The following is a 25,899-nucleotide window of genomic DNA, read 5'->3' on the forward strand; positions in this document are numbered from 1 at the left end:
TAGTATGAAAGAAAATATGAAAGACCGGATCCGTCACATACATTTTGTGGGTATCGGCGGTACGGGTATGTGCGGTATTGCTGAAGTTTTACATAATGAAGGCTATCAGATTAGTGGTTCTGATTTAGCTGATAATGCCGCTACTCAACATTTGCGTGCTATCGGCGTGCAGATTAGCTGTGGTCACAGTGCAGATAATATTTGTGGTGCTGATGTGGTTGTGACCTCAACCGCGGTGAAGAAAGACAATCCGGAAGTGGTGGCTGCACTGGAACAAAAAATTCCGGTTATCCCTCGTGCCATGATGTTGGCTGAAATCATGCGTTTTGGACGGGGTATTGCGATTGCCGGTACACATGGAAAAACGACAACTACCAGCCTAACTGCTTCTGTGCTCGCCGCTGCCGGACTGGATCCGACTTTCGTTATCGGCGGACGCTTAACTGCTGCCGGCAGCAATGCCAAGCTGGGTAAAGGGGAATATATTGTTGCTGAAGCTGATGAATCCGACGCATCTTTTCTATATCTGACTCCTCTATTCACAGTTGTGACCAATATAGATACTGATCACATGGATACTTATGACCATGATGTTGAAAAACTGCATCAGGCCTTTGTTGACTTTGTGCATCGAATGCCATTTTACGGCAAAGCCTTCTTATGTATTGACAGTGAACATGTGCGTCAGATATTGCCGCTTATTCAGAAACCCTTTGTTACTTACGGACTGGATGACAGTGCCGATTTATATGCTAGCAATATAGAAGCCTGCGGTGCGCAGATGCGTTTTGATGTTCATACGCGCAAAAAAGGTATTAATCCATTTAGTGTAACGGTCAATATGCCGGGACAGCATAATGTTTTAAATGCACTTGCTGTAATCGGTGTGGCACTGGAAATCGGTGTTTCTGTTTCCGCAATACAGATTGGGCTAGAAAGCTTTGCCGGTGTTGGTCGCCGTTTTCAGCAATACGGTGATATTTCTTTGCCGGATGGCGGTAAAGCATTACTTATTGATGATTATGGACATCATCCGGTGGAAATGTCTGCTACTATTGCTGCGGCGCGTGGTGCCTATCCAGACCGCCGGCTGGTAGTGGCTTTTCAGCCGCATCGCTATACCCGAACCCGTGACCTTTTTGAAGATTTTGTACAGGTACTGACTAAAGCTGATGGCGTAGTGTTAACGGAAGTATACGCAGCAGGTGAGGATCCAATTGTGGCCGCAGACAGTAAAGCATTAATGCGAGCTATTCGGGTTTTAGGCAAAGTTGAACCGATTTATGTAGCAAACGTGGATGAAATGGCACCCACTTTATTAAATGTGTTGCAAGATGGTGATGTTTTGCTCAATATGGGTGCTGGTAGTATCAATAAAGTACCAGCCATGATTACAGAAATGGCCGCAGCTATTTAGGTATGGCAATCTATATCGTGTGCAAAAATAGTAATAATTGAAAGAAATACAGGAAAAAATAAAGTAATGAATAATTTTGGTAAAGTCGCCGTACTGATGGGTGGCTTCTCCAGTGAACGTGAGGTGTCACTGGCCAGTGGCGCGGCAATTTTAACAGCGCTCAAAAGCCGAGGTGTGGATGCACATGCTTTTGACCCAGCTGAGCGACCCTTGTCTGACTTGGTCAGTGAAAAGTTTAAACATGCTTTCAATATTTTGCATGGTTCCTTTGGGGAAGACGGTGTGGTGCAAGGCGCACTAGAAGCCTTGGGTATACCTTATACGGGTTGCGGCGTAGCTGCTAGTGCTATAGGTATGGACAAATTTCGCAGCCGTCTTATCTGGCAGGGTGTTGGTTTACCCTGTGTCCCCTTTATTGTATTACATGACGATAGTGATTTTGCTGATGTAGAAGCAAAACTGGGTTTGCCTCTGTTTGTTAAACCGGCAGCCGAAGGCAGTAGTGTAGGTGTGATGAAAATCAGACAGACGGGTGAACTGGCTAAGGCTTATCAGGAGCTTAAACAATATCACGGTGAAATTCTGGCAGAACGTGCTATTGAGGGTGGAGAATATACCTGTGCTATTTTGGGTGAGAAGGTGTTGCCCAGTATACGTATTCTTCCGGCAACTGACTTTTATGATTATGAGGCCAAATACCACCGTGATGATACCGTTTATTTGTGTCCCGCAGATCTGACACCCCCAGATGAGCAGCACATGCGGGATCTGACAGCCCGAGCATTTAAAGCTCTGGGGGGTCGCGGCTGGGGAAGAGTAGATTTTCTCCGTGATGCAGACGGAACGATTTATATTCTGGAAGTCAATACTGTGCCAGGCATGACAGGTCACAGTCTGGTGCCTAAAGCGGCACGTGAAATTGGCTTGAGTTTTGAAGATTTGTGTGTTGAAATTTTAAGTCATGCGACTTTGGGATAATGCGCAGGCCTTAAAACGGCTTTATCGCTGGTTATATGTTTGTGTATTGTTCTGTCTGCTTGGTGCAGGCGGAACGTGGCTGGTTCACTCACCTTACTTTCCGGTACGGCAAATAAAAGTGTTACAGCCGTTGAAAAATTTGCAGTCTTCCGAAATTGAAGAAATCAGTAAGCAGTATTTGCGTGGTAATATTTTTACCGTGAATGTTAGTGCTGCACAGGCGGCTTTAGCTAAACTGCCATGGGTCGCCAAAGTTCAGGTAAAGCGGATATGGCCTGATACTGTACAGCTGGAGATTAAAGAGCGGGTACCTGTGGCACGTTGGAATGCTCAGCAACTGGTGGACAACGATGGACAAATATTTACTGCAACCAGTCAGCAACAGTTGCCATTATTTACTGGAACCAACAGTTCCGCTCGCTACATGACTGTACATTTGCTAACATTCGAAAGTTTGCTACAACCAACCGGCTTGCATATTCAGCAATTACAGCTGAGTGACCGTTCTGCCTGGCAGTTGAAACTGACTAATGGTATGACACTGCGACTGGGGCGGGAAAAAGTACAGCAGCGTCTGTCGCATTTTGTCTGGGCATGGCCTCAGGTATTGCACAATCAGGCCGCTGCTATTGACTATGTGGATTTGCGTTATCCAGATGGTTTTGCAATACGTTATAAAAACAAAGCTGTATCAGCTTCTGCTGACGTTAATCTTTCAGAAGATGCTGCAACAATGGATCAGCAGGAAGCACAGTTGGATTGATCCGGACAGACCGATTGATAATTTGAATTTAAAGTGATGACCATGGTTAAAGGTAAAAAATACATCAGTGCGTTGGATATCGGCACGTCAAAAGTAATCGCCCTGATTGGTGAAGTACAGGAAGACAACCAAATCCACATTGTTGGTCTGGGACAAGCGCCATCTCGCGGTTTGAAGGCAGGGATGGTGACCAATATCGAAACCACAGCACAGGCTATCAAGCAGGCCATGGAAGAAGCACAGATGATGGCTGATGTACCGGTAGAAAGCGTTACCACCGGCATTGCGGGCAATCATATCCGTAGTTTCAATTCGCAGGGTGTGGTAAAAATCAAGGATGGTGAAGTTAGTCAGGCCGATATCGACCGTGCGATTGAAACCGCTAAAGCAGTGAATATTCCGCCTGACCACGATATTCTGCATACAGTGGTACAGGAATTTATTATTGATAATCAGCCCGGTGTACGCGAACCGATCGGTATGAGCGGCGTGCGTCTGGATACACGCATTCACATTATCACTGGTGCAGTCACTGCCATGCAGAATATTCAGAAATGCGTCAATCGTTGCGGTTTGCAAATCAGCAAAATGATTCTTCAGCCGTTGGCGAGCGGACAAGCGGTGTTGACTGAAGATGAAAAGGATCTTGGCGTCTGTGTAATTGATATCGGCGGAGGTACCACTGATATTGCTGTTTACACCAACGGAGCTATCCGGCATACAGCTGTCATTCCTGTTGCGGGAGACTTGATTACCAAGGATTTGGCTCAGGCATTACGCACACCGCACAGTGCTGCTGAATACATCAAAATCAACCATGGCGTAGCGCTGGCTACAATGGATGGACTGGATGACATGATTGAAGTGCCCAGCGTTGGAGATCGCAATCCACGTCAGATTTCACGCCGGACATTGGCCAGTGTTATTGGTCCGCGTGTGGAAGAAATTCTGGAGCTGACATTAAACGAATTACGTCGTTCTGGCTTTCCGGAAGATGTGCTCACGTCCGGTGTGGTTTTAACTGGTGGTGCGTCATTATTACCCGGCATGGTAGAGCTGGCTGAAGATGTATTCAATCTGCCTGCGCGTATTGGCGTTCCACAGGAAATGGGCGGTGTATCCGAGCGGATTCGCAACCCGCGTTATGCCACCGCAATTGGCCTATTGCAGGCAGCATGTGAAGATGACAGTAAAAATGACCTGCCTGTTGCCACTGCTGCCGAACCGAAAGAGTCATGGCTTTCCAAATTACAAGCTTGGTTTAAAAACAATTTTTAACTTATCCAACACAATAAATGACAGAACTTTTGCGCATTGTGTATAACTGTCGATATAATGATAGTTATACAAGGGTTTAAAATGATTATGCGCATGTTTTGTCAGGAGACATAAATGCAATTGGTATATGATGTTGTGGAGACAGTAGTCGGTGCTGCCGTTATCAAAGTCATTGGTATTGGCGGTGGTGGCTGTAATGCTATTAACAATATGGTTGAAAATGCGGTTGCCGGTATTGAGTTTATCAGTGCTAATACTGACGCACAGTCTTTACAAAACAGTAAAGCCTCAAAACGCATTCAACTGGGTAACAATCTAACCCGGGGTCTCGGAGCTGGCGCTGATCCAGAAATTGGTCGTAATGCAGCCATGGAAGACCGTGAAGCATTGTCAGATGCTATCCGCGGTGCCAACATGTTGTTTATCACTACTGGTATGGGTGGCGGTACTGGTACAGGCGCAGCACCTGTTGTGGCTGAGCTGGCCAAGGAAATGGGTATTCTGACCGTTGCAGTGGTGACCCGCCCGTTTGAATATGAAGGTAAGCGTATTCAGGTGGCGAACAACGGCATAGAAATTCTGAAAAATACCGTTGATTCCCTGATTGTGATTCCGAATGATAAACTGATGTCAGCATTGGGCGAAGATGTCAGCATGCGTGAAGCGTTCCGTGCCGCAGATAATGTATTACGCAATGCGGTGGCTGGTATTGCTGAGGTTATTACCAATCCGGGTATCATCAATCTTGACTTTGCTGATGTGAAAAACGTTATGAGCATCATGGGTATGGCAATGATGGGTTCAGGCAGTGCTCATGGTGTTGATCGTGCCCGTATTGCTACTGAGCAGGCTATTGCCAGCCCGCTGCTTGATGACGTGACACTGGATGGTGCGCAGGGAGTGCTGGTAAACATTACTACTGCTCCAGGTTGTCTGAAAATGTCAGAATATAAAGAAATCATGAGCATGATTGATGAATATGCTCATGACGAAGCTGCGTTGAAATATGGCACTTCTGAAGATGCCAGCATGGAAGAAGGCGAAATACGCGTTACCATTATTGCTACTGGATTACAAGAACAGAAAGTTTTGCATCATCAGCAGCAAAGCAATCTGCGTGTTTTGCAAACGGTACAGGCTACTGGTACCGAAGATGCCTATCCGGATATTGGTAGCGTTGTACGCTCTGGCCGCAGTGCACGTAGTATGAATCTGGCTGCTGCTGATTTTTCTAATCAGTCCGTTCTGGATGATTTTGAAATTCCGGCTGTGATTCGTCGACAGGCAGATTAATATTTATAAAAATATTAAAGCTGTCCAGAATGAAATTCTGGACGGCTTTTTGTTTTCTTGAATTCAAAGAAACGCTATTTTTGATTCTAGCTAAATAAACCGAAAAAATTTATTGCGAAAATGTTTTTGATCGCAGACATAATTTGTAGGGTGTGATCTAAAACTACGAAACAAAGCAATAATTTATTTGTAAGGAAATTCAAGAGTTTTAAATTATATAGTCAGAAATGTGTAGGTTGGGCTGGAAACCTGAAATCCCTTACAATAGATAGCTAAATTAATCTGTTTCAGATAAAAATTAGTAAAGTCAGAATAATATGAGTGACGTAATCCAACAATCAGACCACGGTGAAGATTATCTCCTTTTAGGGCAGTATGCTGAACGTGCTTATCTAGCCTATGCTATGAGTGTGGTGAAAGGTCGGGCATTGCCGGATGTGGCAGACGGTCAAAAACCGGTACAGCGGCGCATTCTGTATGCCATGAAAGATATGGGCTTGGTACATGGCTCCAAGCCAGTGAAATCGGCGCGCGTAGTGGGTGAAATTCTGGGTAAATATCATCCGCATGGTGATGCATCTGCCTATGATGCGATGGTACGCATGGCTCAGGATTTTACTTTACGCTATCCATTGATTGACGGTATCGGTAATTTCGGATCACGCGATGGCGATAGTGCTGCAGCCATGCGTTATACAGAAGCACGTTTAACTCCGATTGCTGAATTGCTGCTGTCCGAAATCGACATGGGTACGGTGGATTTCATTCCCAATTATGATGGTGCCTTTGTTGAACCTACAGTTTTGCCAGCTCGACTGCCGATGATTTTGTTGAATGGCGCTTCTGGTATTGCAGTTGGTCTGGCCACAGAAATTCCTTCACATAATCTACGTGAAGTTAGCGCGGCAGCTATAGCATTATTAAAACAACCTACTTTAGATACTGCAGCTTTAATGCAGCATCTACCTGGCCCTGATTTCGCTGGCGGCGGGCAGATTATTACTTCACCGGAGGATATTCAGGTTATTTATGCTCAGGGTAAAGGCAGTATTCGAGTACGGGCACGGTACGAAATAGAAAAGCTGGCGCGTGGACACTGGCGGGCAATAGTAACCGAGCTACCTCCGGGTACGTCTGCGCAAAAAATTTTGGCAGAGATAGAAGAACAGACTAATCCTAAACCTAAAACCGGTAAAAAAAATCTGACTCAGGAGCAAATGAATACGCGCACACTGATGCTTTCGCTGCTGGAAAGGGTGCGAGATGAATCAGATGGACAGGCTCCGGTGCGGCTGGTATTCGAACCGAAATCCAGTCGCATTCAGCCGGATGAATTCATGAATACATTACTGGCTCAAACCAGTCTTGAGGGAAATGTAGCGATTAATCTGGTAATGATGGGGCAGGATAATAAACCTGCGCAAAAGAACCTTGTTCAGATTCTGCGTGAGTGGCTTGATTTTCGTATTCTGACTGTTACACGACGTTTACAGTATCGGTTAGAGCAGGTAGAGAAACGTATTCATATTTTGCAAGGCAGGCAGAATGTATTTCTGCATATAGATGAAGTTATTCGCGTTATCCGTGAATCAGATGAACCAAAACAAGAATTGATATCGGCATTCGGCTTAAGTGAGATACAGGCGGATGATATTCTGGAAATTCGTTTGCGTCAGTTGGCCAGATTGGAATGGATTAAACTAGAAACAGAATTGAATAAACTGCAGCAGGAGCGTGAGCAATTAGTTTCGTTACTTGAAAATGAAATTGCCAAGAAAAATTTAGTAATTAAGGAAATTGAGGTTGATACCAAACTTTATGGCGATAACCGCCGCACTCTGATTCAGCCGGCAGAGCGCGCTACACTTACTCAGATGACAGCTGATGAGCCGGTTACGCTGGTATTATCGAAGAAAGGCTGGCTGAAAACGCGGGTTGGGCATAATTTGGATTTGAGCCAGACCACCTTTAAAGAGGGCGATGGACTAATGCAGGCCGTGGAAGGTCGTACGGTATGGCCGGTTATCCTGCTGGACTCGCACGGACGTGCCTACAGCGTTGATGCAGCCAGCATTCCTGGTGGTCGCGGTGATGGCGTGCCGGCCGGTTCGCTAGTTGAGCTTGATCAAGGAGCCACAATCGTCGCAATGCTCACTGCCTTACCTCAGCAGCATTACCTTTTGGCCAACAGTGGTGGCTATGGTTTTGTGATTGCCTTCAAAGATTTGGTTAGCCGTACTAAAAACGGCAAAGTGGTGATGACGGTTAATGATAATGAAACATTATTGCCACCTCTGCCAGTGCCGGCCAAATCCTTGTCTGCCGGTAGCCAAACCGAGCTGATTGCTGTTTCCAGTGCTAACCGTCTGCTTGCTTTTCCTTTACTTGAACTTAAGGTGATGGCTAAAGGGCGCGGTCTGCAAATCATGAGTTTGCCGTCTGATGAGACATTAAATTTCATTGTGCTGTCAGACTCACCAGAATTTACGTTGGAAACTCAAGGTAAACGAGGTGGCCGTCATCAGGAAACACTGCGTGTACAGGATATAAGTAACAGGAGAGGACACAAAGGTAAAGAATTAAACGTTTCGGGCACAATTCTGGCTATATACGGTACTTTGAATAATGGAAATTAAGCCGGTATGAAAACCCGTATTCATGGCTGGCCGCAATATCTGGACAGGCTTTCTGCCTTACTTAATATTGCCCGCATGAGCCTGTTGTTTTCCATCATGACTTTTTACGTTCTGACCCGAAACATGGATGAACCGGGACTAAGCGTACCAATATTCAATAAACCTGAGCTCTACAGCTGGGCGGCACTTTACGGTTTTCTGATTTTGTTTTCGATGCTGGTACCGCGTTGGCAAAATCAGCCGGACGCTCTACCCAATGTTAATGCGGCTGTAGACATCACCATGATTGCATGGCTGATGAGTATGGCTGGTGGTGTGGACAGCGGCTTTGGTATTTTGTTGTTGCCATTTGTGGCTGCCGCTTGCTTGTTTAGCCGTGGTCGTTATCCGCTAATATATGCAGGATATGTCACCTTACTGATTGTGATCATTACTTGGTTGCAAATTAGCCGTAATGGTTTTGAAAATATCAGTATGCGGATTTGTACCATCGCGTTCATGCTGATTGCAGCTGTTTACCTTGTGGCTGGGCTGACCGCTTATGTGGCCACTTCACTAGCCCGCTCGCAAAATCTACAATATCAGCAATCAAAGATGCTCGACAGTTATCGCCACCTGCTGGATCGTGCTTTTAATTATGTGCAGGAAGGGGTAGTGGTATTAGATGAAAGTGGCATGATATGGTTAATTAACCGTAAAGCACAGAAATATTTTCCTACGCTGGTAGTGGATACTCGCACAGTTATTTTTCGTCAGATTATGCATTACTGGCACACAGAGCAGAAAAATATATTTGAAATCAACTGTACTCTCAATGGTTTGCCGATGCGGGTACATGCGCGACTGCTACAGGAGGCCAATACGCCTTTATTGATGTTGTCTATGCGTGCCCGTACTGAAATAGATCAGGAGGCTATGGCTCTTAAACTGGCATCTCTAGGGCAATTAACCGCTAATCTGGCGCATGAAATACGCAATCCGATGTCCGCTGTACGTCAGGCCAATGAACTATTGCAGGAGGAAGAAAACGATCCGGCACGGCTGAAACTGTTTCATATTGTGGACAATAATATCAGTCGAATTGATAAAATGCTTGAAGACATCGGCGTCTTAAATAAACGTGATAAAAAAAACAGGCAGGTTATTGATTTGCGCGTTTTCTGGTCTGCGTTTGTACAGGAATTCATACTGATTAAACCTCAGGCTTTGCATTGTATTCAGCTTGAAGCCGACAGTGAACCTTTGGTAGTCAGTTGTGACTCAATACATTTGCAACAGATAATGTGGAATCTAATGAATAATGCTTGGCGACACAGCCGGCAGAATAAAGAGGCTATTCGGGTTGTCATGCGCAAAGAATTGCAGCAGAAAATTTCAATTATAGTGATAGATAATGGTGCGGGTGTGAGTGCAGAGAATCAGTTACATCTATTTGAGCCATTTTTTACTACTGAGCCCAGTGGTACGGGGCTGGGGCTGTATGTGGCGCGTGAACTGGCTTTAGCCAATCACGGACAGTTAAATTACAGACCGCAATTAAATGGATTTGAATTGACTTTGCCAAGGATGGTTGATGAATAGTCAGGTAGAATTAAAAAAGCCAGTGCTGGTAATAGATGATGAAGCTGATATTCGTGATTTAATGGAATTAACCCTGATAAAAATGGGTTTATCTGTCCAGACCGCTGCCGGAGTGGCTGAAGCCAAAAAAGCATTACGTAATCATGCTTTCTCTTTGGTACTTACTGATATGCGCATGCCAGACGGATCTGGTCTGGAAATTGTAGATTATATAACCGAACACAATCTGGATATTCCGATTGCTGTGATTACTGCTTACGGTAATGCAGTGCAAGCAGTGCAGGCACTAAAAAATGGTGCTTTTGATTATCTGCAAAAACCCATTACTCTGGCACAACTACGCACATTAGTTAAATCTGTGCTGACAATCAACCATAGCTCTGATACCGACACCATCACTAAAGCAGCTACAACCACTAAACAAACTGAAGTGAAATCCCAGAATGTTTCTGAGCCCGGTAGAGGGAACCAAAGTGCTGCTCAAGAGCGACTGCTTGGTCACTCCCCTTTAATTGCTGAAGTGCGACAATTAATAAGCAAACTGGCTAAATCCAATGTACCCGTCTATATTGCTGGGGAATCCGGTAGTGGAAAAGAGCAAGCAGCACGCAGTATTCATGAACAATCAGCTCGTAAAGATAAAGCATTTGTTGCAGTCAATTGCGGGGCGATTCCTGAAGCATTGATGGAAAGTGAGTTTTTTGGTTATAAAAAAGGGAGTTTTACCGGCGCAGACAGTGACAGAGCAGGATTTTTTCAGCATGCAGACGGTGGAACATTATTTTTGGATGAAGTGGCTGATTTGCCATTATCCATGCAGGTAAAGCTTTTGCGTGCCATTCAGGAACGAGCTGTTCGCCGGATTGGTGAAATGGAAGAAAAGCAGGTTGATGTCCGTCTTATCTGTGCTACTCATAAAGACCTGAATGCTTTGGTAGAATCGGGACAATTTCGGCAGGATTTGTTTTACCGTCTAAATGTGGTTTCTATAACCATGCCCCCCTTACGTGAATTACGTGATGATTTACCAGAACTGATTCAGGTTTTGTTGCAACGTATTCTACGTGATGAAACCATGACCCTGAGCCCGGCAGCTGAGCAAGCTTTATTGCAATATAGCTATCCCGGCAATTTCCGCGAGCTGGAAAATATATTAGAACGAGCAATTGCTTTATCAAAAAATCATATTATCGAAGTTGATGATTTACAGATTCAAAGTCTCTCATTTGATAATCAGCGTAATTTATCAGTAGATAGTGTCCGTAATTCTGCCGGGGAAAATCCCGCAAGGACAGATTTTCAGTTTGGTCACACCCAGATTCAGGACTATCTCGACGATGTAGAACGTCATATTCTGCAGCAGGCGCTGGCACAAACCCGTTATAACCGTACACAAGCGGCAAAACTATTGGGAATCAGCTTTAGATCAATGCGTTATCGGATGGAACGATTGGGTATTGCCTAATGATACAAGCAATGGTTTTAACTGGGCAGATTGTAAACCTGAGTAAGTTATGCATGCCTCTGCAAAATCTATTAGAGACAGAAAAACTGCACTATCAGCCGCAGCCACCTGAGCATGGTTTGTACTTATATTATGATGATTACGGCCTTGCTCTGGCTAAAGCCGGAAATAAGGGTGTTGTACGTGTGGATTTCGTGCAGGGAACAGCTAGGCACCGGCGCCTGTTTGGTGGTGGTGAGCTGCTGGCTCGTGCCGTACAGGCTAAAACTCAGCCGCTGGTCTGGGATGCTACTGGTGGGCTGGGTCGGGATGCGTTTGTAATAGCTTCTATGGGATTAAAGGTGGTGGTATTTGAACGCAATCCTTATGTCTATGCTTTGTTGGCAGACGGTTTGCAAAGAGCACTAGCAGATCATCATACAGCTCAGATAGCACAGCGGATTGATTTGAAATATGGCAGTATTACTTGTAAAGCGGCAATGCAAAAAACGGATTCCTTGCCAGATGTGATATATCTGGATCCAATGTATCCCCAGAAGCAGAAATCAGCGGCGGTAAAAAAGGAAATGGCTTATTTCCATGAGCTGCTGGGAACCGCTGATGAGAATAACGACATGGATTTATTACTGGCAGCACAACAACTTGCTTGTAAACGAGTGATTGTGAAACGGCCAGCTAATGGTAGATTTTTGGCAGAAAAACAGCCAGCTTTTCAGTATTTAGGCAAAACCACGCGTTTTGATGGGTATATTCCATTATAATTTATTTAGGCAGCATTTTTTAGAAAAGAGTCACTAATATAGCAATTTGTAGCATAGGGGAGAATATTAAATGGCCAGAAAAATATGGGCCTACGCCAAAGATGAACATGAGAAATTTGTTTACAACAAGCAATTGGAAAAGCTTGAAATCTTTTATATCTGGGATGTGCTGAAATTAAAACAGCAACACCCTGAAGCCTATTCAGGACTCAAGTTTTATTCAACCGAATTTGATGAAATCAACCGGCAGGAATTAATACCAACAGAATATGGATTTTTCAGATATCAATCGGATGAAGTTGATAAGAACAAGCAAGAATCAATATATCATTCAACAGCAATGTTGGTTTTGCAGGAAATGTCTGAAATAAACTTCACAATTGATAATGATAATTATCATTTTAGTTTTTCAAAATTCCTAGTTGAACCATGCCTGAAATTTCAACATTTTGATAAAAATGAAGAAAAATATTATCCGGATTTAGTCGGTTATTTTAGTGAAGACTGTGAATTATACGATAAATGGAATGGATGTCTGGCGATTGAAGTAGTTTTTACTAATCCCTGTTATCAGAAAAAAATAAAATCATTTGAGAAAAATCATATTCCCATTATCGAAGTCAGCATCTCAAAAAAACTAAAACTTGATACAGAATTTTGTGGAGAAATAAATTTTACAGTTGATGAAGTTAAAAAATATTACTATGCGCTGAAACAAATATTTGCAAAAAAAGTGTATGGCAAAATCCGTTCGGATCCTGTATCAAAAAAATATCATCAAAATGAAATAAACAATCTTGAAATTTTATATGAACAGACTTTACTTGAACTAGAACAGTTAAAACATCTGAATAATATTCAGCTATTTGATCAATATGTACAGCTGAATCAGGAATATGAAAAATTGCAAGCCAATGTGTCTAATTTGTATCAAATGATGAGTAATATGCAACAAAGAGAATGGAGTTTGAATACCCGTTTAAATCATTATTTGAATATGGGGTTTTGGCAGAGACTAAAGTTTTTGTTACAAATACCCATTGAATAATTAATAAAAGCTGCTAATCATTTAGCAGCTTGCTTGATTATTGCAAAATATTTTCAGAAAGTATAGCCGGTCTGAATTTCTTCAGCTCCGATCAATTCAGTGATTAATTGTAATAATGGGCGCAATTCATGATAACGTCGGCTAGTCTTACGTAAATATTTTAGGAAGCGATGAATTTCACTACGGTATTTGTCTTTACCATCACGATAATACAATCGGGCAAAAATACCGGCTACTTTCAGATGACGCTGCACGCCCATCAATTCAAAATCACGGTAGAAATGGTCAAAATCATTATGAACCGGTAGTCCGGCAGCCCGAGCCTTCTCCCAGTATCGAATAACGATGTCCAGTACAAATTCTTCATCCCATTCAATAAAAGCATCGCGAAGCAACGAGACTAAATCATAAGTAATTGGACCGTATAATGCATCCTGAAAATCCAGAATACCGGGGCGGCCACGAGTAAGCATAATATTACGTACAATGTAGTCACGGTGTACATAAACCTGTGGTTGAGCCAGAATGACCGGTAAAACGGCAGATACAGCCTGTTGCCACAGATGTTTCTGTTTTTCAGTCAGAGATAAGCCAAGTTCTTTTTGTACATACCATTCTGGAAACAGTTGCATTTCTCGTGTCATGACCGTTTCATCATATATTGGTAGTTGATCTGGTAGACTAGCCTTTTGCAGGGTAATTAACTCATCAACTGCTTCCAGTAATAGTATTTTATGCACTTCTGGACGTTTATCTTGCAATAGTGCTGCCAGATAGGGCGTATGTCCGAAATCCTCCAATGCCATAAATCCTTTTTGCGCGTCTGCATGATAGATTTTGGGTACATTTATGGCCTGAAAAAGGTGCTGGACCTTGATATAAGGCTGAATGCTCATTTTATCAGGTGGCGCATCCATACAGATTACACTGTGGTTATCCTTGAAAACAGCTCGGAAATAACGGCGGAAATCAGCATCAGCAGCAGCAAAGCTAAGAACAAAATCCTGTTGCGGATAACATGTATGTAACCATTTTTTTAGTTCGGATTCTCGTTGCATGGCATTTTTCAGGTTAAAATAAACACTATTTTAACTGGCAAAGCCGTTTAGGTGATACTTTGTCCTACATATTTTCCCCCAAACCATTGGCATTGGCCTTAACAACTGTGTTTTGTGCTTTTCCAGCACTAGCTTTGGCTGCTTCTCCTCTTTCTATGGGTGAGGGTAATGTCTGTACCGCACCTCAGCGTCCGAAACACTTTGTCAAACCTGTGCAAAGCAGTGGTGAATCCAATCCGGGTACAGACGTAACGCGGGTTGTGGCTGATGACGTCAATGGACAATCACAAGTGCAAGTGCATGCCAAAGGCAATGTGATTATTGAACGTAATGATGTCACCCTGAACTCAGACTGGGCTGATTATGATCAGCAAAGCCAGATTATCAAAGCTGGAGACCATTTTACACTGGATAATGGTGAAAGCCGCGTCAGCGGCGAGCATGTAACTTATGACATGGCTAAAAGTACCGGAGTGGGTGATGCCGGCCGCTTTGAAATGGAAAAGGACAACCGTCGTCTACAAGGCGTTGGTGACGAAATACAGATGGGCGGTAAAAATCGCTATCGTTTGCAAAGTGCCAAGTTCAATACCTGTAATCCAGGTGATGACAGCTGGTATATTCGTTCCGGTAGTATTGATTTGGATTACGATAAAAACGTTGGTGTGGCTCGTAATGCAACACTGGTTTTTGGCGGAGTGCCTCTATTCTATACACCATGGATTGATTTTCCACTAAATGGCAGCCGTAAGAGCGGTTTTCTTGCTCCAACCATTAAGGGCGGTTCTGATGGTTTTGAGCTGATGACCCCCTATTATCTGAATCTGGCTCCGAATTATGATGCTACTATCCGACCCCATTTAATCAGTAGCCGCGGCATCCAACTCGGAGGTGATTTTCGCTATCTACAACCGAAATATCAGGGACAGCTTAGTGCTGACTGGGTACCCAGTGACCAGAAGAGTAGCCACAAAAATCGTGCTGAAGTAGATTTCACCCACACACAACAGCTAGCAAAAGGCTTAAGCGGTGGCATTGATTATCATCAGGTTTCTGATGATGATTACCGCCGAGATTTCTGGAGCGGTGATAGTGGTAGTGTAAATCTGAACCGACAGGCTTGGCTAAATTATCATCAAGATATATGGGGTGGTACATTTGACGGTAACCTGATGGTGCAAAAATATCAGACATTGGCTTCTACCAGTGGCTATAAAGATCAACCTTATTCACGCCTGCCACGCCTGTCTGCCACATGGAACCGTTACTTTGGCAACCATTACGCCGTAAATGTATATGCAGAAGCTACCCGATTTGAAGGCAAAGAAACGGGTCATAAAGATTGGCTGAATAAATATCCGAATGGTACGCGGCTGGTATTATTTCCATCTTTGACCGCTGATTACTCTACCACATGGGGATATGTACGGCCTAAGCTGAGTTTCCATGCCACACATTACGATATGAGCAAACAGAATAATCAGGATAAACGCAGCATGGATCGTGCAGTTCCTTTGCTCAGCGTAGATTCAGGTATGACGTTTGAGCGGTTGTGGAAAACTAAAAACATGCATAAAGGGTTTATTCAGACACTGGAACCACGCTTGTTCTATACATATATACCACGACGCAATCAAGAAGATATGCCCTTATTTGATACAGCTGAAAACAGTTTTACTTATGATCAGTTGTTCCGTGAAAACCGGTATTCCGGTCAGGATAGAATCAATGCGGCTAATTTTCTGACTACTGCATTGCAATCACGTGTATATGATAGTACTACTGGCATTGAACGATTTGCGGCCGGTATTGGCCAGCGTTTTTATTTTCAGGATGATAATGTTAAACTGAATGAAAACACTCCGAAAAACAAAGAACGCAAACGCTCAGACATGGTGGCTTTTGGTCGTGCGGCTCTGAGTAATCACATTACTGCTGAATCCAAATGGCATTACAATCAGGATCTGAAAACATCTGAAAGTTATAATTTTGGCATCCGCTACACGCCAAAACCTGGTAAAACCATTAGTGTTCGTTACAAATATGGTCGTGATGAAAATCTCTATGATGATGTTTATGGCAAAATGCGTTCTATTGATGTAGGAGTCCAGTGGCCGGTAAGCCGCAATTATTATCTTGTTGCGCGTCAAAATTATGATTTTGCTCACAGTGTCACCCTTAATCAGACCATTGGTCTGGAATATCAGAGTCCTTGCCACTGCTGGAGTGCGGGCCTAGTCGGTGCACGCTATACAGATGACTATAAAAAACGTAAAACCGCCGTATTATTTCAATTACAGTTGCGAGACCTGACCGGAGTGGGTAATGGTCCTCTTAGCCAGCTTGGTTCACAAATTCCCGGTTACAGCAATACTTACGAGGTAAAACATTAATGAAGCGCATACATAAATGGTTGGCAACAAGCATAATGGCCGTGGCCATTCCTTCTGCACTGGCACTAGATATCAAACCGGTTGATAACATTGTTGCTGTCGTCAATGATGATGTAATAACTAAGCAAGAGCTGGATTTGGTGACTAATCAGATGCGTTCACAACTGCCTAAAGGCAAATCAGTTAGTGCAGCTGATTTAGAGCAGCAGGCACTGGCACAATTGATACGCAAAGATTTATTGGTACAAGCGGCCAAACGTGCCAATATTCGTTTGAGTAATGCCGATGTAAATGAAGCAATTGAACAATTTGCCGCTCAGCGCCATATGACGGCTAAAGAGCTAATTCAGCGTATTGCCAAAGAAGGTATCAGTGAAAATCAACTGCGACGCACCATGACTGAAAATCTTTTAGCTCAAAAAATAGAGCAGAGTGAAGTGATGGGTAAAAGTCAGGTAAGTGATGCTGAAATTGATGATGCCATTGCCCGTGCTCAGCAGGATGGTCGTCCTTTACCACCTCCTATCACAGCATATTCTTATCATGTGCAACATATTCTTTTGAAAAATGATAATGATATTACTCGCAAACTGATTGAGCAGATTGCCCAGCAGGCACGTTCTGGTGCATCGTTTGAACAGTTAGCTCGCCAGTATTCTCAAGATGGCAGTGCTCAAAATGGTGGTGATTTGGGATGGATTATAGATGGTGAAACTGTCCCGCCGTTTGAGGCGGCTGTTAAATCTTTACAGCCGGGACAGATATCGATGCCAGTTCGTACTCAATTCGGATGGCATGTAATTCGATTGATTGATGTCAGAAGCAATGACACTCCAGCAGAACGTCAGCGTAATGGCATGCGTGCAGTGCTGGTGCAGGAAAAACGAGAACTATTATTACAGAATTTCCTGAAGCAATTGGAGGATCAGGCATATATCAATGTTCGACCTCAGGACTGAAAATGGTGAGAGGGGTGAATTTTTCTCATCAGCAGCCTGTGATTGCCATTACCAGTGGCGAGCCTTCAGGAATTGGTCCGGATATCTGTTTGGATCTGGCTGGCGCTGATTTGCCGGTACGCATTGTGGTTCTGGGTGATAAACGGCTGTTGGAGCAGCGGGCTGCATTATTGGGTAAACATATTTTTATTCAGTCTTATCAGCGAGATACTCAGCCGATAAAAGGAATGCTGGAAGTTTGTCATATTCCCGTACAAGTACCAGTGCAGGCCGGTTTATTGGATGTTCACAATGCAGATTATGTTTTGCAGTTGCTAAATAGAGCATATGCAGGTATTGAACAGGGTGAATTTGCGGCCATGGTCACTGCACCTGTACACAAAGGTATCATCAATGATAGCGGTATACCTTTCAGTGGACATACCGAATATTTGGCAGCAAAAAGTGATACGCCCTTAGTGGTTATGATGCTGGCTGGAGGCGGTTTGAAAGTAGCTCTGGCTACAACTCATTTACCATTGCGAAAAGTAGCTGATGCGCTGACGGCTGAATTATTGACAGAAGTTCTTATTATCCTGCATCGTGACTTACAGCATAAATTTGGTCTGTCACAGCCACGCATTCTTGTTGCCGGACTCAATCCGCATGCCGGAGAAAACGGACATTTGGGACATGAAGAAAATACTATTATCACTCCTGTGATTAAGAAGTTGCAACAGCAAAATATGCAAGTCAGCGGCCCTTTTCCAGCAGATACACTATTTCAGCCATTTATGCTTAAAGAAGCAGACGCGGTTTTGGCTATGTATCATGATCAGGGACTGCCTGTATTAAAATATGCCAGTTTTGGCGAAGGAGTGAATATCACTCTGGGATTACCATTTATACGTACTTCAGTAGATCATGGTACTGCTCTGGACCTTGCCGGGACGGGGAAAGCCAGCAGCAGCAGTTTATTTGCGGCGGTCAGCAGTGCGATTGAAATGTGTCACAGAAGTAAGTTCGAATAATGCACTTACCCGTAATTGATAAATACGGGCAGACATCATAAAATCAGATTAACGTACGGCATGGAAAATACTGATATGGCTACGCCGTTTATTGAAATGAAGGATGTGGTTTTTGCCTATGGCGATCGACCCATTCTTAAAAACATAAATTTTAAGCTGGAGCAAGGCAGTTTTACCGCAATCATGGGCAGTTCTGGTAGCGGTAAGACCACCTTGCTACGCTTGATTACTGGTCAGATTACCGCGCAGCAGGGACAGGTGCTGATTAATGGCCGCGATATTGCTAAATTCAGCCGCGAAGAGTTGTATCATCATCGCCGCAATATGGGTGTTCTGTTTCAGTTTGGTGCGCTGTTTACAGATTTGTCGGTTTTCGATAATGTGGCTTTTCCGATGCGCGAACACACTGATTTACCAGAAAGCATGATTCATGATCTGGTAATCATGAAACTGAATGCGGTAGGTTTGCGTGGCGTAGAAAAATTAATGCCGTCCGAACTTTCCGGCGGTATGTCCCGCCGAGTGGCACTAGCACGCACTATTGCACTTGATCCGGCCTTATTGCTATATGATGAGCCATTTACCGGTCTGGATCCAATTTCGCTGGGTGTGATAGCAGGCTTGGTAAGTAAAGTAAACAAAGCTTTGCAAACCACGAGTGTAATGGTGACACACGATATACAGCAATCACTGGATATAGCCAGCCATGTGGTTTTTCTGGCACATGGGGAAATTATTTTTTCCGGTTCACCACACCAAATGCGTGAACTGGATTCACCATGGGTAAATCAGTTTATACATGGTCAGGCTGACGGGCCGGTGGCATTTCGCTATCCGGCAACCACTACCTTACAACAGGATTTAGACATCGCGTGATGAAAGCTATAGAAGAACTGGGTGCAAAAACCCTCAGTTTTGTCCAGCACCTTGGGCGCGCCACTTTATTTCTGTTTGCTGCGTTATTGCGCAGCGGAACAGTGTTACGCCGGCCGGGACTGATGATAAGGCAAATGTATTTTTCTGGGGTACTTTCCATTATCATCATTGCCGTATCTGGCCTGTTTGTCGGTATGGTGCTGGGATTACAAGCTTATACACAGCTGGCGAAATTTAAATCGGCTGATATATTGGGATATATGGTGGCTGCTGCTATGCTGCGCGAACTGGGACCTGTACTGGCAGCCATTCTATTTGCTAGCAGCGCAGGAGGTGCCATGACCAGTGAAATCGGGCTAATGAAAACAACAGAGCAGCTTGAAGCCATGAATGTTATGGCCATTGATCCAGTGGCTAGAGTTGTGGCACCACGGTTTTGGGCAGGTGTGCTCTCCATGCCTTTGTTGGCTTCCATCTTTAATGTGGCCGGTGTCTATGGTGCTTATCTGATCGGCGTAAAATATTTTGGTATGGATGACGGTGTATTTTGGGGGCAGATGCAGAATAATCTGGATTTCTATTATGATGTGGTAAACGGCCTGATTAAATCGCTGGTATTTGGTGTGATCGTCACACTGATTGCAGTTTATCAGGGTTTTTATGCACAACCTACTTCAGAAGGTATTCTGCGTGCCAATACACGAACCGTGGTATCCAGCTCCCTGACCATTCTGGCAGTGGATTTTATGCTGACCGCACTGATGTTTACCAAATAAGATATGGATTAACAGGATAATGATATGAAAAAAAACAGTCTAGAAATGCTGGTTGGTCTATTTGTCTTAATAGGCATCGTGGCAATATTGTTTTTATCTTTTCGTGTAGCAGGCGGAAATGGTATCGGTTCTTCACAGCCTACTTATACTTTATCTGCATCATTCAGTGATATTGGAGGGCTCAAAGCACAGGCCCCAGTTAAAGCTGCTGGTGTAGTGGTAGGACGGGTAGACAAAATAGTACTTGATCCAAAAACCTATTGGGCAAAAGTAACTTTAAAAATTGATAAACAGTACCAATTTAGCACAGATACTTCTGCGCAAATTCTGACATCCGGATTACTCGGTGATCAGTATGTGGGGTTGGAGCAGGGTGGAGATCCAGATAATCTTGCCGACGGAGATACCATTACCATTACTAGCTCTGCTTTGGTACTGGAACAGCTTATTGGGAAATTTATGACCAACTTTGCTGAAGGCAACGCTAAAGATGATCACAAAAAAACGGCTGACAGCACTGCTGCCAGTGAATAAAAGCAATTGAAGTTGTAAAACTAATAAAATTTAATTTTAAGGCTTATTTATAATGAAACTAAACAAATCTAAATTTTTGGGTGCATTAAGCATTTGTATCATGAGTATCAGCATGGCTATTGCTTCGCCACAACAGGCTGTAGGCCAGCTAAAGGAGAATGCTACTCAAGTACTGAATATACTGGGGGCCGCTAATGGTAAAAATGACGAGCAGGTACGGCGTCAGGCGGAAAATTATGCCATTCCTTATTTTGATTTTGAACGCATGACTGCTCTGGCTGTCGGAGCACCTTGGCGTACTGCTACACCTGCCCAGCAACAGGATCTGACAAAAGAATTTAAAACACTACTGATTCGTACCTATTCCGGTACCATGCTCAAATTCAGAAACGCAAAAGCGAATGTTTACAACAATCCTGTTGTTAATAAAAAAGGGCGTGAAATTATTGTACGTGTGGATGTCACTACTCCTAACAGTAAGCCAGTACGTATGGATTACACAATGTATCAGTCTGGCAATATGTACCGGATTTATAATGTTGCTGTAGAAGGAGCCAGCCTGGTTACTGTATACCGTAACCAATTTAATCAGACCATCAGCCAGAAAGGTATTGACGGTCTGGTAGCTGAGTTACGCGCTAAAAACGGTAGATAATTATGCAAACCACTGTGCAGGGAAAAACCCTGATGATTCATGACAAAGTCACCATGAGTACAGTAGGAGAGAACGATTATAAGCAGTTCAGTGACTGTATCCGCAGTGGTAAAGTTGAAAAAGTGGATGTCAGTGGGGTGACCGAAGCCGATTCAGCCTGTGTAGCTTTACTCGTGGCTGCTAAAAGATTGGCACACAGACAGAAATTTATGTTGCACATCGCAGGTGTACCGGCAGGGCTGATTACCCTAATGGCACTGTACGGTGTAGAGGAATCGTTACAATGAGTAAAAAAAAATTACTGGCTACCACACTGTTGTTGTTTCTGTGTCAGGCGGGCTGGGCTGAAGATCAGCCCTATAAAGATCCGTATGAAGGTTATAACCGGGTGATGTTTAATATCAACGATCACTTGGATCAATATATCATGACACCTGTTGCACGTGGATATCGTAAAGTTACACCTTCTCCGGTACGAACCGGAGTGAACAACTTTTTCAATAATCTGCGAGATGTAGTTAGTTTCGGCAGTAATCTGCTGCGACTGGATATTGAGAAAGCCAGTACAGATTTTGTTCGGGTAGGGATCAATACTACTTTTGGTTTGGGTGGATTATTGGATATTGCTGACGCAGGCCAAATTCCAAATAATAAAAATACTCTTGGTGACACATTTGCTTCTTGGGGCTGGAAAAACAGTAATTATTTTGTTTATCCGATATTTGGACCGTCTACTGTGCGCGATAGTATTGGCAGCACTATTACAGACGCCTTTCCTGTTGAAAATGCCATTTTTAAGGATGATGCTGTACGTTGGAGTCTGGCCGGATTGAATGGTGTTGCCACTCGTGAAAGCTTACTGGATGTAACTGACAGTTTGAATGATGCTGCGTTGGATCGTTACACTTATATGCGTGATGTGTATATGAAATTACGCAATAAGCAGGTAGGAGGAACACTGTTTCCAGATGATGACGATGACGACGATGATGATATCGATACTCTGGTGGCTCCTGACAGTGATGCAGCTAATACTCAGCCGCAATCTGCAAAACAGGTTGACCAAGCTCCGGTTGTGAAAGCCGATAAAGCAGCTGTTTCTACTGACAACACTGCTGCTGATAAGGCTGAAACTATTTCAGATGAATCAGCCGATAAAACTCAACCAGATAGTGCAGCGACATCTGTTTCATCTTACTGGGATATGCACTAAATCTGTGTTAATGTCTTTTTAAAACGCCAGTTATTAATTGAAATTCAGCTTATAGCACAACAGGAATACAAATATGTATGAAGTTAACCGCAGTGTATTTTTGCTTGTACCGCTTGATCCTTTTTGGATATGGCTGCAAAATCTGCCGAATATAGATCTGGATGAATTGTCACTTGAAATATTACAGCAGGACGCAAATGCTTATCTGACTTCTGCCTGTGAAGATATAGATGACTTGTGGGTGGAAATAGAAGAACGTTATCAGGATATCTTTGCTGCAGAGCTGGCGGACTGGTGTGAGGATGAAAATCTCTGGCCAGCCATAAATCTGGAGATATTTAAAAGCTGGTTTGGAATAAAAATTTCCACAGTAGTCACTGATTTAGCACAGGAAGAACTGGCGCGAGAAGCTTTTGTACCAATTACCTTGAATTAAACTAGAGAAATCATTTATTAAAAAAGCCAATGTTATGCATCGGCTTTTTTGCATTGCCTGACTGTTCTCAGCCCTTATTCTGTTGTATTGAAAAATCCTTTTGCTTATCTGTTAAACTATATTCTCTTACCAATACTTTAATCCTAATAACATGATTTAAAATATCACACCTAATGTATACCCAAAATTTCAAAACGGTTTGTCCACCGTATAGATTCGGAATTTATCCATATGCAGTACAGTAGTAAGTCGATATCGCGTCGACATTTGCTTCTAGCAGGCAGTGCAGCGGTATTTGGAGCAACTCTACCTCGCTTTGCTATGGCTGGTGCACAACGCGAGGAAACTCTTTCTGATGATGTGGCTTCTGTAATGCGGAATGCGGTCAGCAATGCTAATCCCCCACGGCTTATATTTGCTTCTGCAGCAGAGGCAAATCGTTGGTTAAACGCGATGTCAACAAGACTGACGCCATATGTTCCAGATGATTATGCGCGCAAACGTTTACTGACTAATATTCAATACGAATCCATGCGCGCCGGTCTGGATACGCAGGTAATACTCGGTCTGATAGAAGTAGAAAGCCGTTTCCGACAATATGCAATTTCCGGCGTTGGCGCACGCGGTTTAATGCAGGTTATGCCATTCTGGGTCAGACAGATTGGGCGGCCGGAACATAACTTATTCGATATTCGCACTAACTTACGCTATGGTTGTACCATTCTGCGATATTATCGCAATCGTGAGAATGGTAATATGGCTCGCGCACTTGCGCGGTATAATGGTAGTTTAGGCCGGACTACTTATTCAAATGCGGTTATCAGCGCTTGGCAGCGGCACTGGCAATGGGCGTGAACCCATTCTGCAATAGCACAGATTTACTTTTAACATGGGTTGTCCTGCAAGACAGCCTGCACTTATTATTAGGAAACCACCATGTCTGTTAATAAAGTCATCCTGGTTGGCCGTTTGGGTCGAGACCCTGAAACGCGTTATATGCCTAGTGGCGATGCCGTAACCAACTTTTCCATTGCTACTGATGAACAGTGGCGTGACCGTAATGGCGAGCGCCAGACCCGAACCGAATGGCACAATATCACGCTGTTTGGCAAACTGGGCGAAATTGCCAGCCAGTATCTGCGCAAGGGAAGTCAGGTATTTATCGAAGGCCGAATCCAGAGCCGTAAATATAGTGGTAAGGATGGAATCGAACGAACGGCTTATGACATCATCGGAAGTGAAATGAAAATGCTGGGTAGCCGCAATGATACAGGCGCTGCAAGTGGCAGCTATGATCAGATGGGCGGCGGAGCTGAATACGCTCAGGGTGGTAATTTTAGTCAGGCTGGCTATGATGCTGCACCTGCCGCCTCTAGCCCACCACCGGCTGCTCCACGTCGTCAGGCTCCACGTCCAGCACCTGCACCGGCACCAATAGATGATATTGATGATGATATCCCATTTTAATCTTGATTTTTTTGTTGCCTCTTATCTGAATCAGCAATTTGAAATTTCAAATCTATGAAGATTTTGCCTTTTGGATGAATTGTCCAAAAGGCATTTCGTTTAACCACAGCTGAAAATGATATTTATAAATTAAATACGGTTGATAAATTGTATATTTAAGCTATAAATTATTGATATTTGTATTGTAAATACAAATTTTGCACTATTCGATATTAGCTAATAGTAGAGAAATTATCCTAACAATTATAAAACATTATAATAAATGAATATTTTTTTACTCTCAAACCAAATTGACGATAAATTATTCAATAAATATAGCGAGTATTATTGGTAGCGAATTTTTGGGATTTTGTACTGAGTAGTGCAAATTTCTATATAAAAATTTTTATTTTCTTAATCATTTTATTCATGCCTGTTAATGTAAATTTAATCCTATGTATCAATTTGTTTTAACCAGCAGTGTATTGTACTGATTCACTTCAGCCAAGAAATTCAAAGAGCAAGAGAAACAGTAAGTATTTGGGAGTATTAGTCTAAGATAATTAAGTTGAAGTTTGCCTATGTGGGTTTAATTTTTGCTTAAATATGTGTCAGAAATAACTAAATTAAGTTTAAATACTAATGTGAGCTCGATGACTATGATGTGCAGGCTGCCTTGGTTGTAACCATTGCTATTTTTTATACTGGTCTGCTAAAATAGCATACATGGAACAGCGCAAGCCGCCAGAATCGGGCGGCTTGCTTTTTGTTATTAATACGAAATACCGCAAGTGTATTTAGCTGTGGTATCTTGGAGAAATATGATGCAAAAAATTCCGTTGACCATATTGGGCGCTGATTTGCTGAAACAGGAACTACAAGAACTGAAGAGCGTGGCTCGTCCGGCGGTAATTGAAGCGATTGCTGAAGCTCGTTCGCATGGGGATTTGTCCGAAAATGCAGAATATGAAGCGGCCAAGGAAAAACAGGGTTTTATTGAAGGTCGTATTGCAGAAATTGAGCACAAGTTGTCTCTAGCACATATTATCGACCCGAAAGAAACCAATGCCGATGGTAAGGTGGTATTCGGTGCTACTGTGAAAATGCAGGATCTGGAAACTGAGGAAGTGGTGAGTTATCAGATTGTTGGAGAAGATGAAGCCGATATCAAACAGGCTAAGATTTTTGTTGGTTCGCCGATAGCACGTGCACTCATTGGTAAGGAAGAAGGCGATGTGGCTGAAGTTCAGGCACCGGGTGGGGTGCGTGAATACGAAATTCTGGAAGTTTTCTATATTTAATCAGCCTGCTAAGCGCTGATTT

General features: G+C 43.3%; 24 protein-coding genes. 23 read left to right on the plus strand and 1 reads right to left on the minus strand.

The window, feature by feature from the left end; genetic code table 11:
• The first annotated feature begins 16 nt into the window (after nucleotides 1-16).
• The 10 genes from murC to J3U67_RS05955 all read left to right on the plus strand — a co-directional run bounded on the left by murC (nucleotide 17) and on the right by J3U67_RS05955 (nucleotide 13,220).
• The gene (gene murC, locus J3U67_RS05910; protein ID WP_267390625.1) at nucleotides 17-1,417 is read left to right on the plus strand and encodes a UDP-N-acetylmuramate--L-alanine ligase; all 1,401 of its coding nucleotides are present in this window, start codon (nucleotides 17-19) and stop codon (nucleotides 1,415-1,417) included.
• Nucleotides 1,418-1,483: 66 nt separating this feature from the next.
• Nucleotides 1,484-2,395: a D-alanine--D-alanine ligase gene (locus J3U67_RS05915; protein ID WP_267390624.1), complete on the plus strand. Its 912-nt coding sequence runs from the start codon at nucleotides 1,484-1,486 to the stop codon at nucleotides 2,393-2,395.
• Nucleotides 2,379-3,158 carry a cell division protein FtsQ/DivIB gene (locus tag J3U67_RS05920; protein WP_267390623.1) on the plus strand — a complete coding sequence of 260 codons (780 nt, stop codon included), beginning with the start codon at nucleotides 2,379-2,381 and terminating at the stop codon, nucleotides 3,156-3,158. The genes J3U67_RS05915 and J3U67_RS05920 overlap by 17 nt, the downstream gene beginning before the upstream one ends.
• A 42-nt stretch (nucleotides 3,159-3,200) precedes the next feature.
• Nucleotides 3,201-4,436, plus strand: coding sequence for a cell division protein FtsA (gene ftsA / locus J3U67_RS05925; RefSeq protein ID WP_267390622.1), 1,236 nt, complete (start codon nucleotides 3,201-3,203; stop codon nucleotides 4,434-4,436).
• A gap of 114 nt (nucleotides 4,437-4,550) precedes the next feature.
• Nucleotides 4,551-5,729, plus strand: a complete 1,179-nt coding sequence (ftsZ, locus tag J3U67_RS05930; RefSeq protein ID WP_267390621.1) for a cell division protein FtsZ — start codon at nucleotides 4,551-4,553, stop codon at nucleotides 5,727-5,729.
• A 317-nt stretch (nucleotides 5,730-6,046) separates the two neighbouring features.
• A complete protein-coding gene (gene parC, locus J3U67_RS05935; protein ID WP_267390620.1) occupies nucleotides 6,047-8,365 on the plus strand; it encodes a DNA topoisomerase IV subunit A in 2,319 nt (772 codons plus the stop codon).
• Nucleotides 8,366-8,371: 6 nt separating this feature from the next.
• Nucleotides 8,372-9,946, plus strand: a complete 1,575-nt coding sequence (locus J3U67_RS05940) for an ATP-binding protein (RefSeq protein WP_267404249.1) — start codon at nucleotides 8,372-8,374, stop codon at nucleotides 9,944-9,946.
• Nucleotides 9,939-11,411: a sigma-54-dependent transcriptional regulator gene (locus J3U67_RS05945; protein WP_267390617.1), complete on the plus strand. Its 1,473-nt coding sequence runs from the start codon at nucleotides 9,939-9,941 to the stop codon at nucleotides 11,409-11,411. The genes J3U67_RS05940 and J3U67_RS05945 overlap by 8 nt, the downstream gene beginning before the upstream one ends.
• Nucleotides 11,411-12,172 carry a class I SAM-dependent methyltransferase gene (locus J3U67_RS05950; protein ID WP_267390616.1) on the plus strand — a complete coding sequence of 254 codons (762 nt, stop codon included), beginning with the start codon at nucleotides 11,411-11,413 and terminating at the stop codon, nucleotides 12,170-12,172. Before J3U67_RS05945 ends, J3U67_RS05950 begins: the two co-directional genes overlap by 1 nt.
• Nucleotides 12,173-12,242: 70 nt before the next feature.
• Complete coding sequence (locus tag J3U67_RS05955; protein ID WP_267390615.1) at nucleotides 12,243-13,220, plus strand: hypothetical protein; 978 nt, start codon at nucleotides 12,243-12,245, stop codon at nucleotides 13,218-13,220.
• Nucleotides 13,221-13,273: 53 nt separating this feature from the next.
• Here J3U67_RS05955 and amgK read toward each other — a convergent pair whose 3' ends face one another.
• Nucleotides 13,274-14,278, minus strand: a complete 1,005-nt coding sequence (gene amgK / locus J3U67_RS05960) for an N-acetylmuramate/N-acetylglucosamine kinase AmgK (RefSeq protein ID WP_267390614.1) — start codon at nucleotides 14,276-14,278, stop codon at nucleotides 13,274-13,276.
• A gap of 59 nt (nucleotides 14,279-14,337) precedes the next feature.
• On the opposite strand from amgK, the gene J3U67_RS05965 reads away from it, so the two are divergent.
• From J3U67_RS05965 to greA, 13 genes are all read left to right on the plus strand, one after another.
• Nucleotides 14,338-16,671: an LPS-assembly protein LptD gene (locus J3U67_RS05965; RefSeq protein WP_267390613.1), complete on the plus strand. Its 2,334-nt coding sequence runs from the start codon at nucleotides 14,338-14,340 to the stop codon at nucleotides 16,669-16,671.
• On the plus strand, nucleotides 16,671-17,630 hold the full coding sequence (locus J3U67_RS05970; RefSeq protein WP_267390612.1) for a peptidylprolyl isomerase: 960 nt from the start codon (nucleotides 16,671-16,673) through the stop codon (nucleotides 17,628-17,630). Before J3U67_RS05965 ends, J3U67_RS05970 begins: the two co-directional genes overlap by 1 nt.
• Before the next feature lie 2 nt (nucleotides 17,631-17,632).
• On the plus strand, nucleotides 17,633-18,640 hold the full coding sequence (gene pdxA, locus J3U67_RS05975) for a 4-hydroxythreonine-4-phosphate dehydrogenase PdxA (protein WP_267390611.1): 1,008 nt from the start codon (nucleotides 17,633-17,635) through the stop codon (nucleotides 18,638-18,640).
• Nucleotides 18,641-18,715: 75 nt separating this feature from the next.
• On the plus strand, nucleotides 18,716-19,516 hold the full coding sequence (locus J3U67_RS05980; protein ID WP_100157255.1) for an ABC transporter ATP-binding protein: 801 nt from the start codon (nucleotides 18,716-18,718) through the stop codon (nucleotides 19,514-19,516).
• Nucleotides 19,516-20,292 carry a lipid asymmetry maintenance ABC transporter permease subunit MlaE gene (gene mlaE, locus J3U67_RS05985; protein WP_100157254.1) on the plus strand — a complete coding sequence of 259 codons (777 nt, stop codon included), beginning with the start codon at nucleotides 19,516-19,518 and terminating at the stop codon, nucleotides 20,290-20,292. The genes J3U67_RS05980 and mlaE overlap by 1 nt, the downstream gene beginning before the upstream one ends.
• Nucleotides 20,293-20,316: 24 nt before the next feature.
• The gene (mlaD, locus tag J3U67_RS05990) at nucleotides 20,317-20,826 is read left to right on the plus strand and encodes an outer membrane lipid asymmetry maintenance protein MlaD (protein ID WP_267390610.1); all 510 of its coding nucleotides are present in this window, start codon (nucleotides 20,317-20,319) and stop codon (nucleotides 20,824-20,826) included.
• Between the two features lie 52 nt (nucleotides 20,827-20,878).
• The gene (locus J3U67_RS05995; protein WP_267390609.1) at nucleotides 20,879-21,481 is read left to right on the plus strand and encodes an MlaC/ttg2D family ABC transporter substrate-binding protein; all 603 of its coding nucleotides are present in this window, start codon (nucleotides 20,879-20,881) and stop codon (nucleotides 21,479-21,481) included.
• A 2-nt stretch (nucleotides 21,482-21,483) separates the two neighbouring features.
• Entirely contained in the window at nucleotides 21,484-21,768 is a 285-nt protein-coding gene (locus J3U67_RS06000) for an STAS domain-containing protein (protein ID WP_267390608.1), read from the plus strand.
• Nucleotides 21,765-22,694 carry a VacJ family lipoprotein gene (locus J3U67_RS06005; protein ID WP_267390607.1) on the plus strand — a complete coding sequence of 310 codons (930 nt, stop codon included), beginning with the start codon at nucleotides 21,765-21,767 and terminating at the stop codon, nucleotides 22,692-22,694. The genes J3U67_RS06000 and J3U67_RS06005 overlap by 4 nt, the downstream gene beginning before the upstream one ends.
• 73 nt (nucleotides 22,695-22,767) lie before the next feature.
• Nucleotides 22,768-23,130 carry a VacJ gene (locus J3U67_RS06010; RefSeq protein ID WP_267390606.1) on the plus strand — a complete coding sequence of 121 codons (363 nt, stop codon included), beginning with the start codon at nucleotides 22,768-22,770 and terminating at the stop codon, nucleotides 23,128-23,130.
• 231 nt (nucleotides 23,131-23,361) lie between these two features.
• Nucleotides 23,362-23,985, plus strand: coding sequence for a lytic transglycosylase domain-containing protein (locus J3U67_RS06015; protein ID WP_267390605.1), 624 nt, complete (start codon nucleotides 23,362-23,364; stop codon nucleotides 23,983-23,985).
• A gap of 81 nt (nucleotides 23,986-24,066) precedes the next feature.
• A complete protein-coding gene (locus J3U67_RS06020) occupies nucleotides 24,067-24,597 on the plus strand; it encodes a single-stranded DNA-binding protein (protein WP_267404251.1) in 531 nt (176 codons plus the stop codon).
• An 803-nt stretch (nucleotides 24,598-25,400) separates the two neighbouring features.
• Entirely contained in the window at nucleotides 25,401-25,877 is a 477-nt protein-coding gene (gene greA, locus J3U67_RS06025) for a transcription elongation factor GreA (RefSeq protein WP_267390775.1), read from the plus strand.
• The last annotated feature ends 22 nt before the right edge of the window (nucleotides 25,878-25,899 follow it).

It is taken from the genome of Snodgrassella sp. B3837 (genome assembly GCF_026535955.1).
Lineage (GTDB): Bacteria > Pseudomonadota > Gammaproteobacteria > Burkholderiales > Neisseriaceae > Snodgrassella > Snodgrassella alvi_E.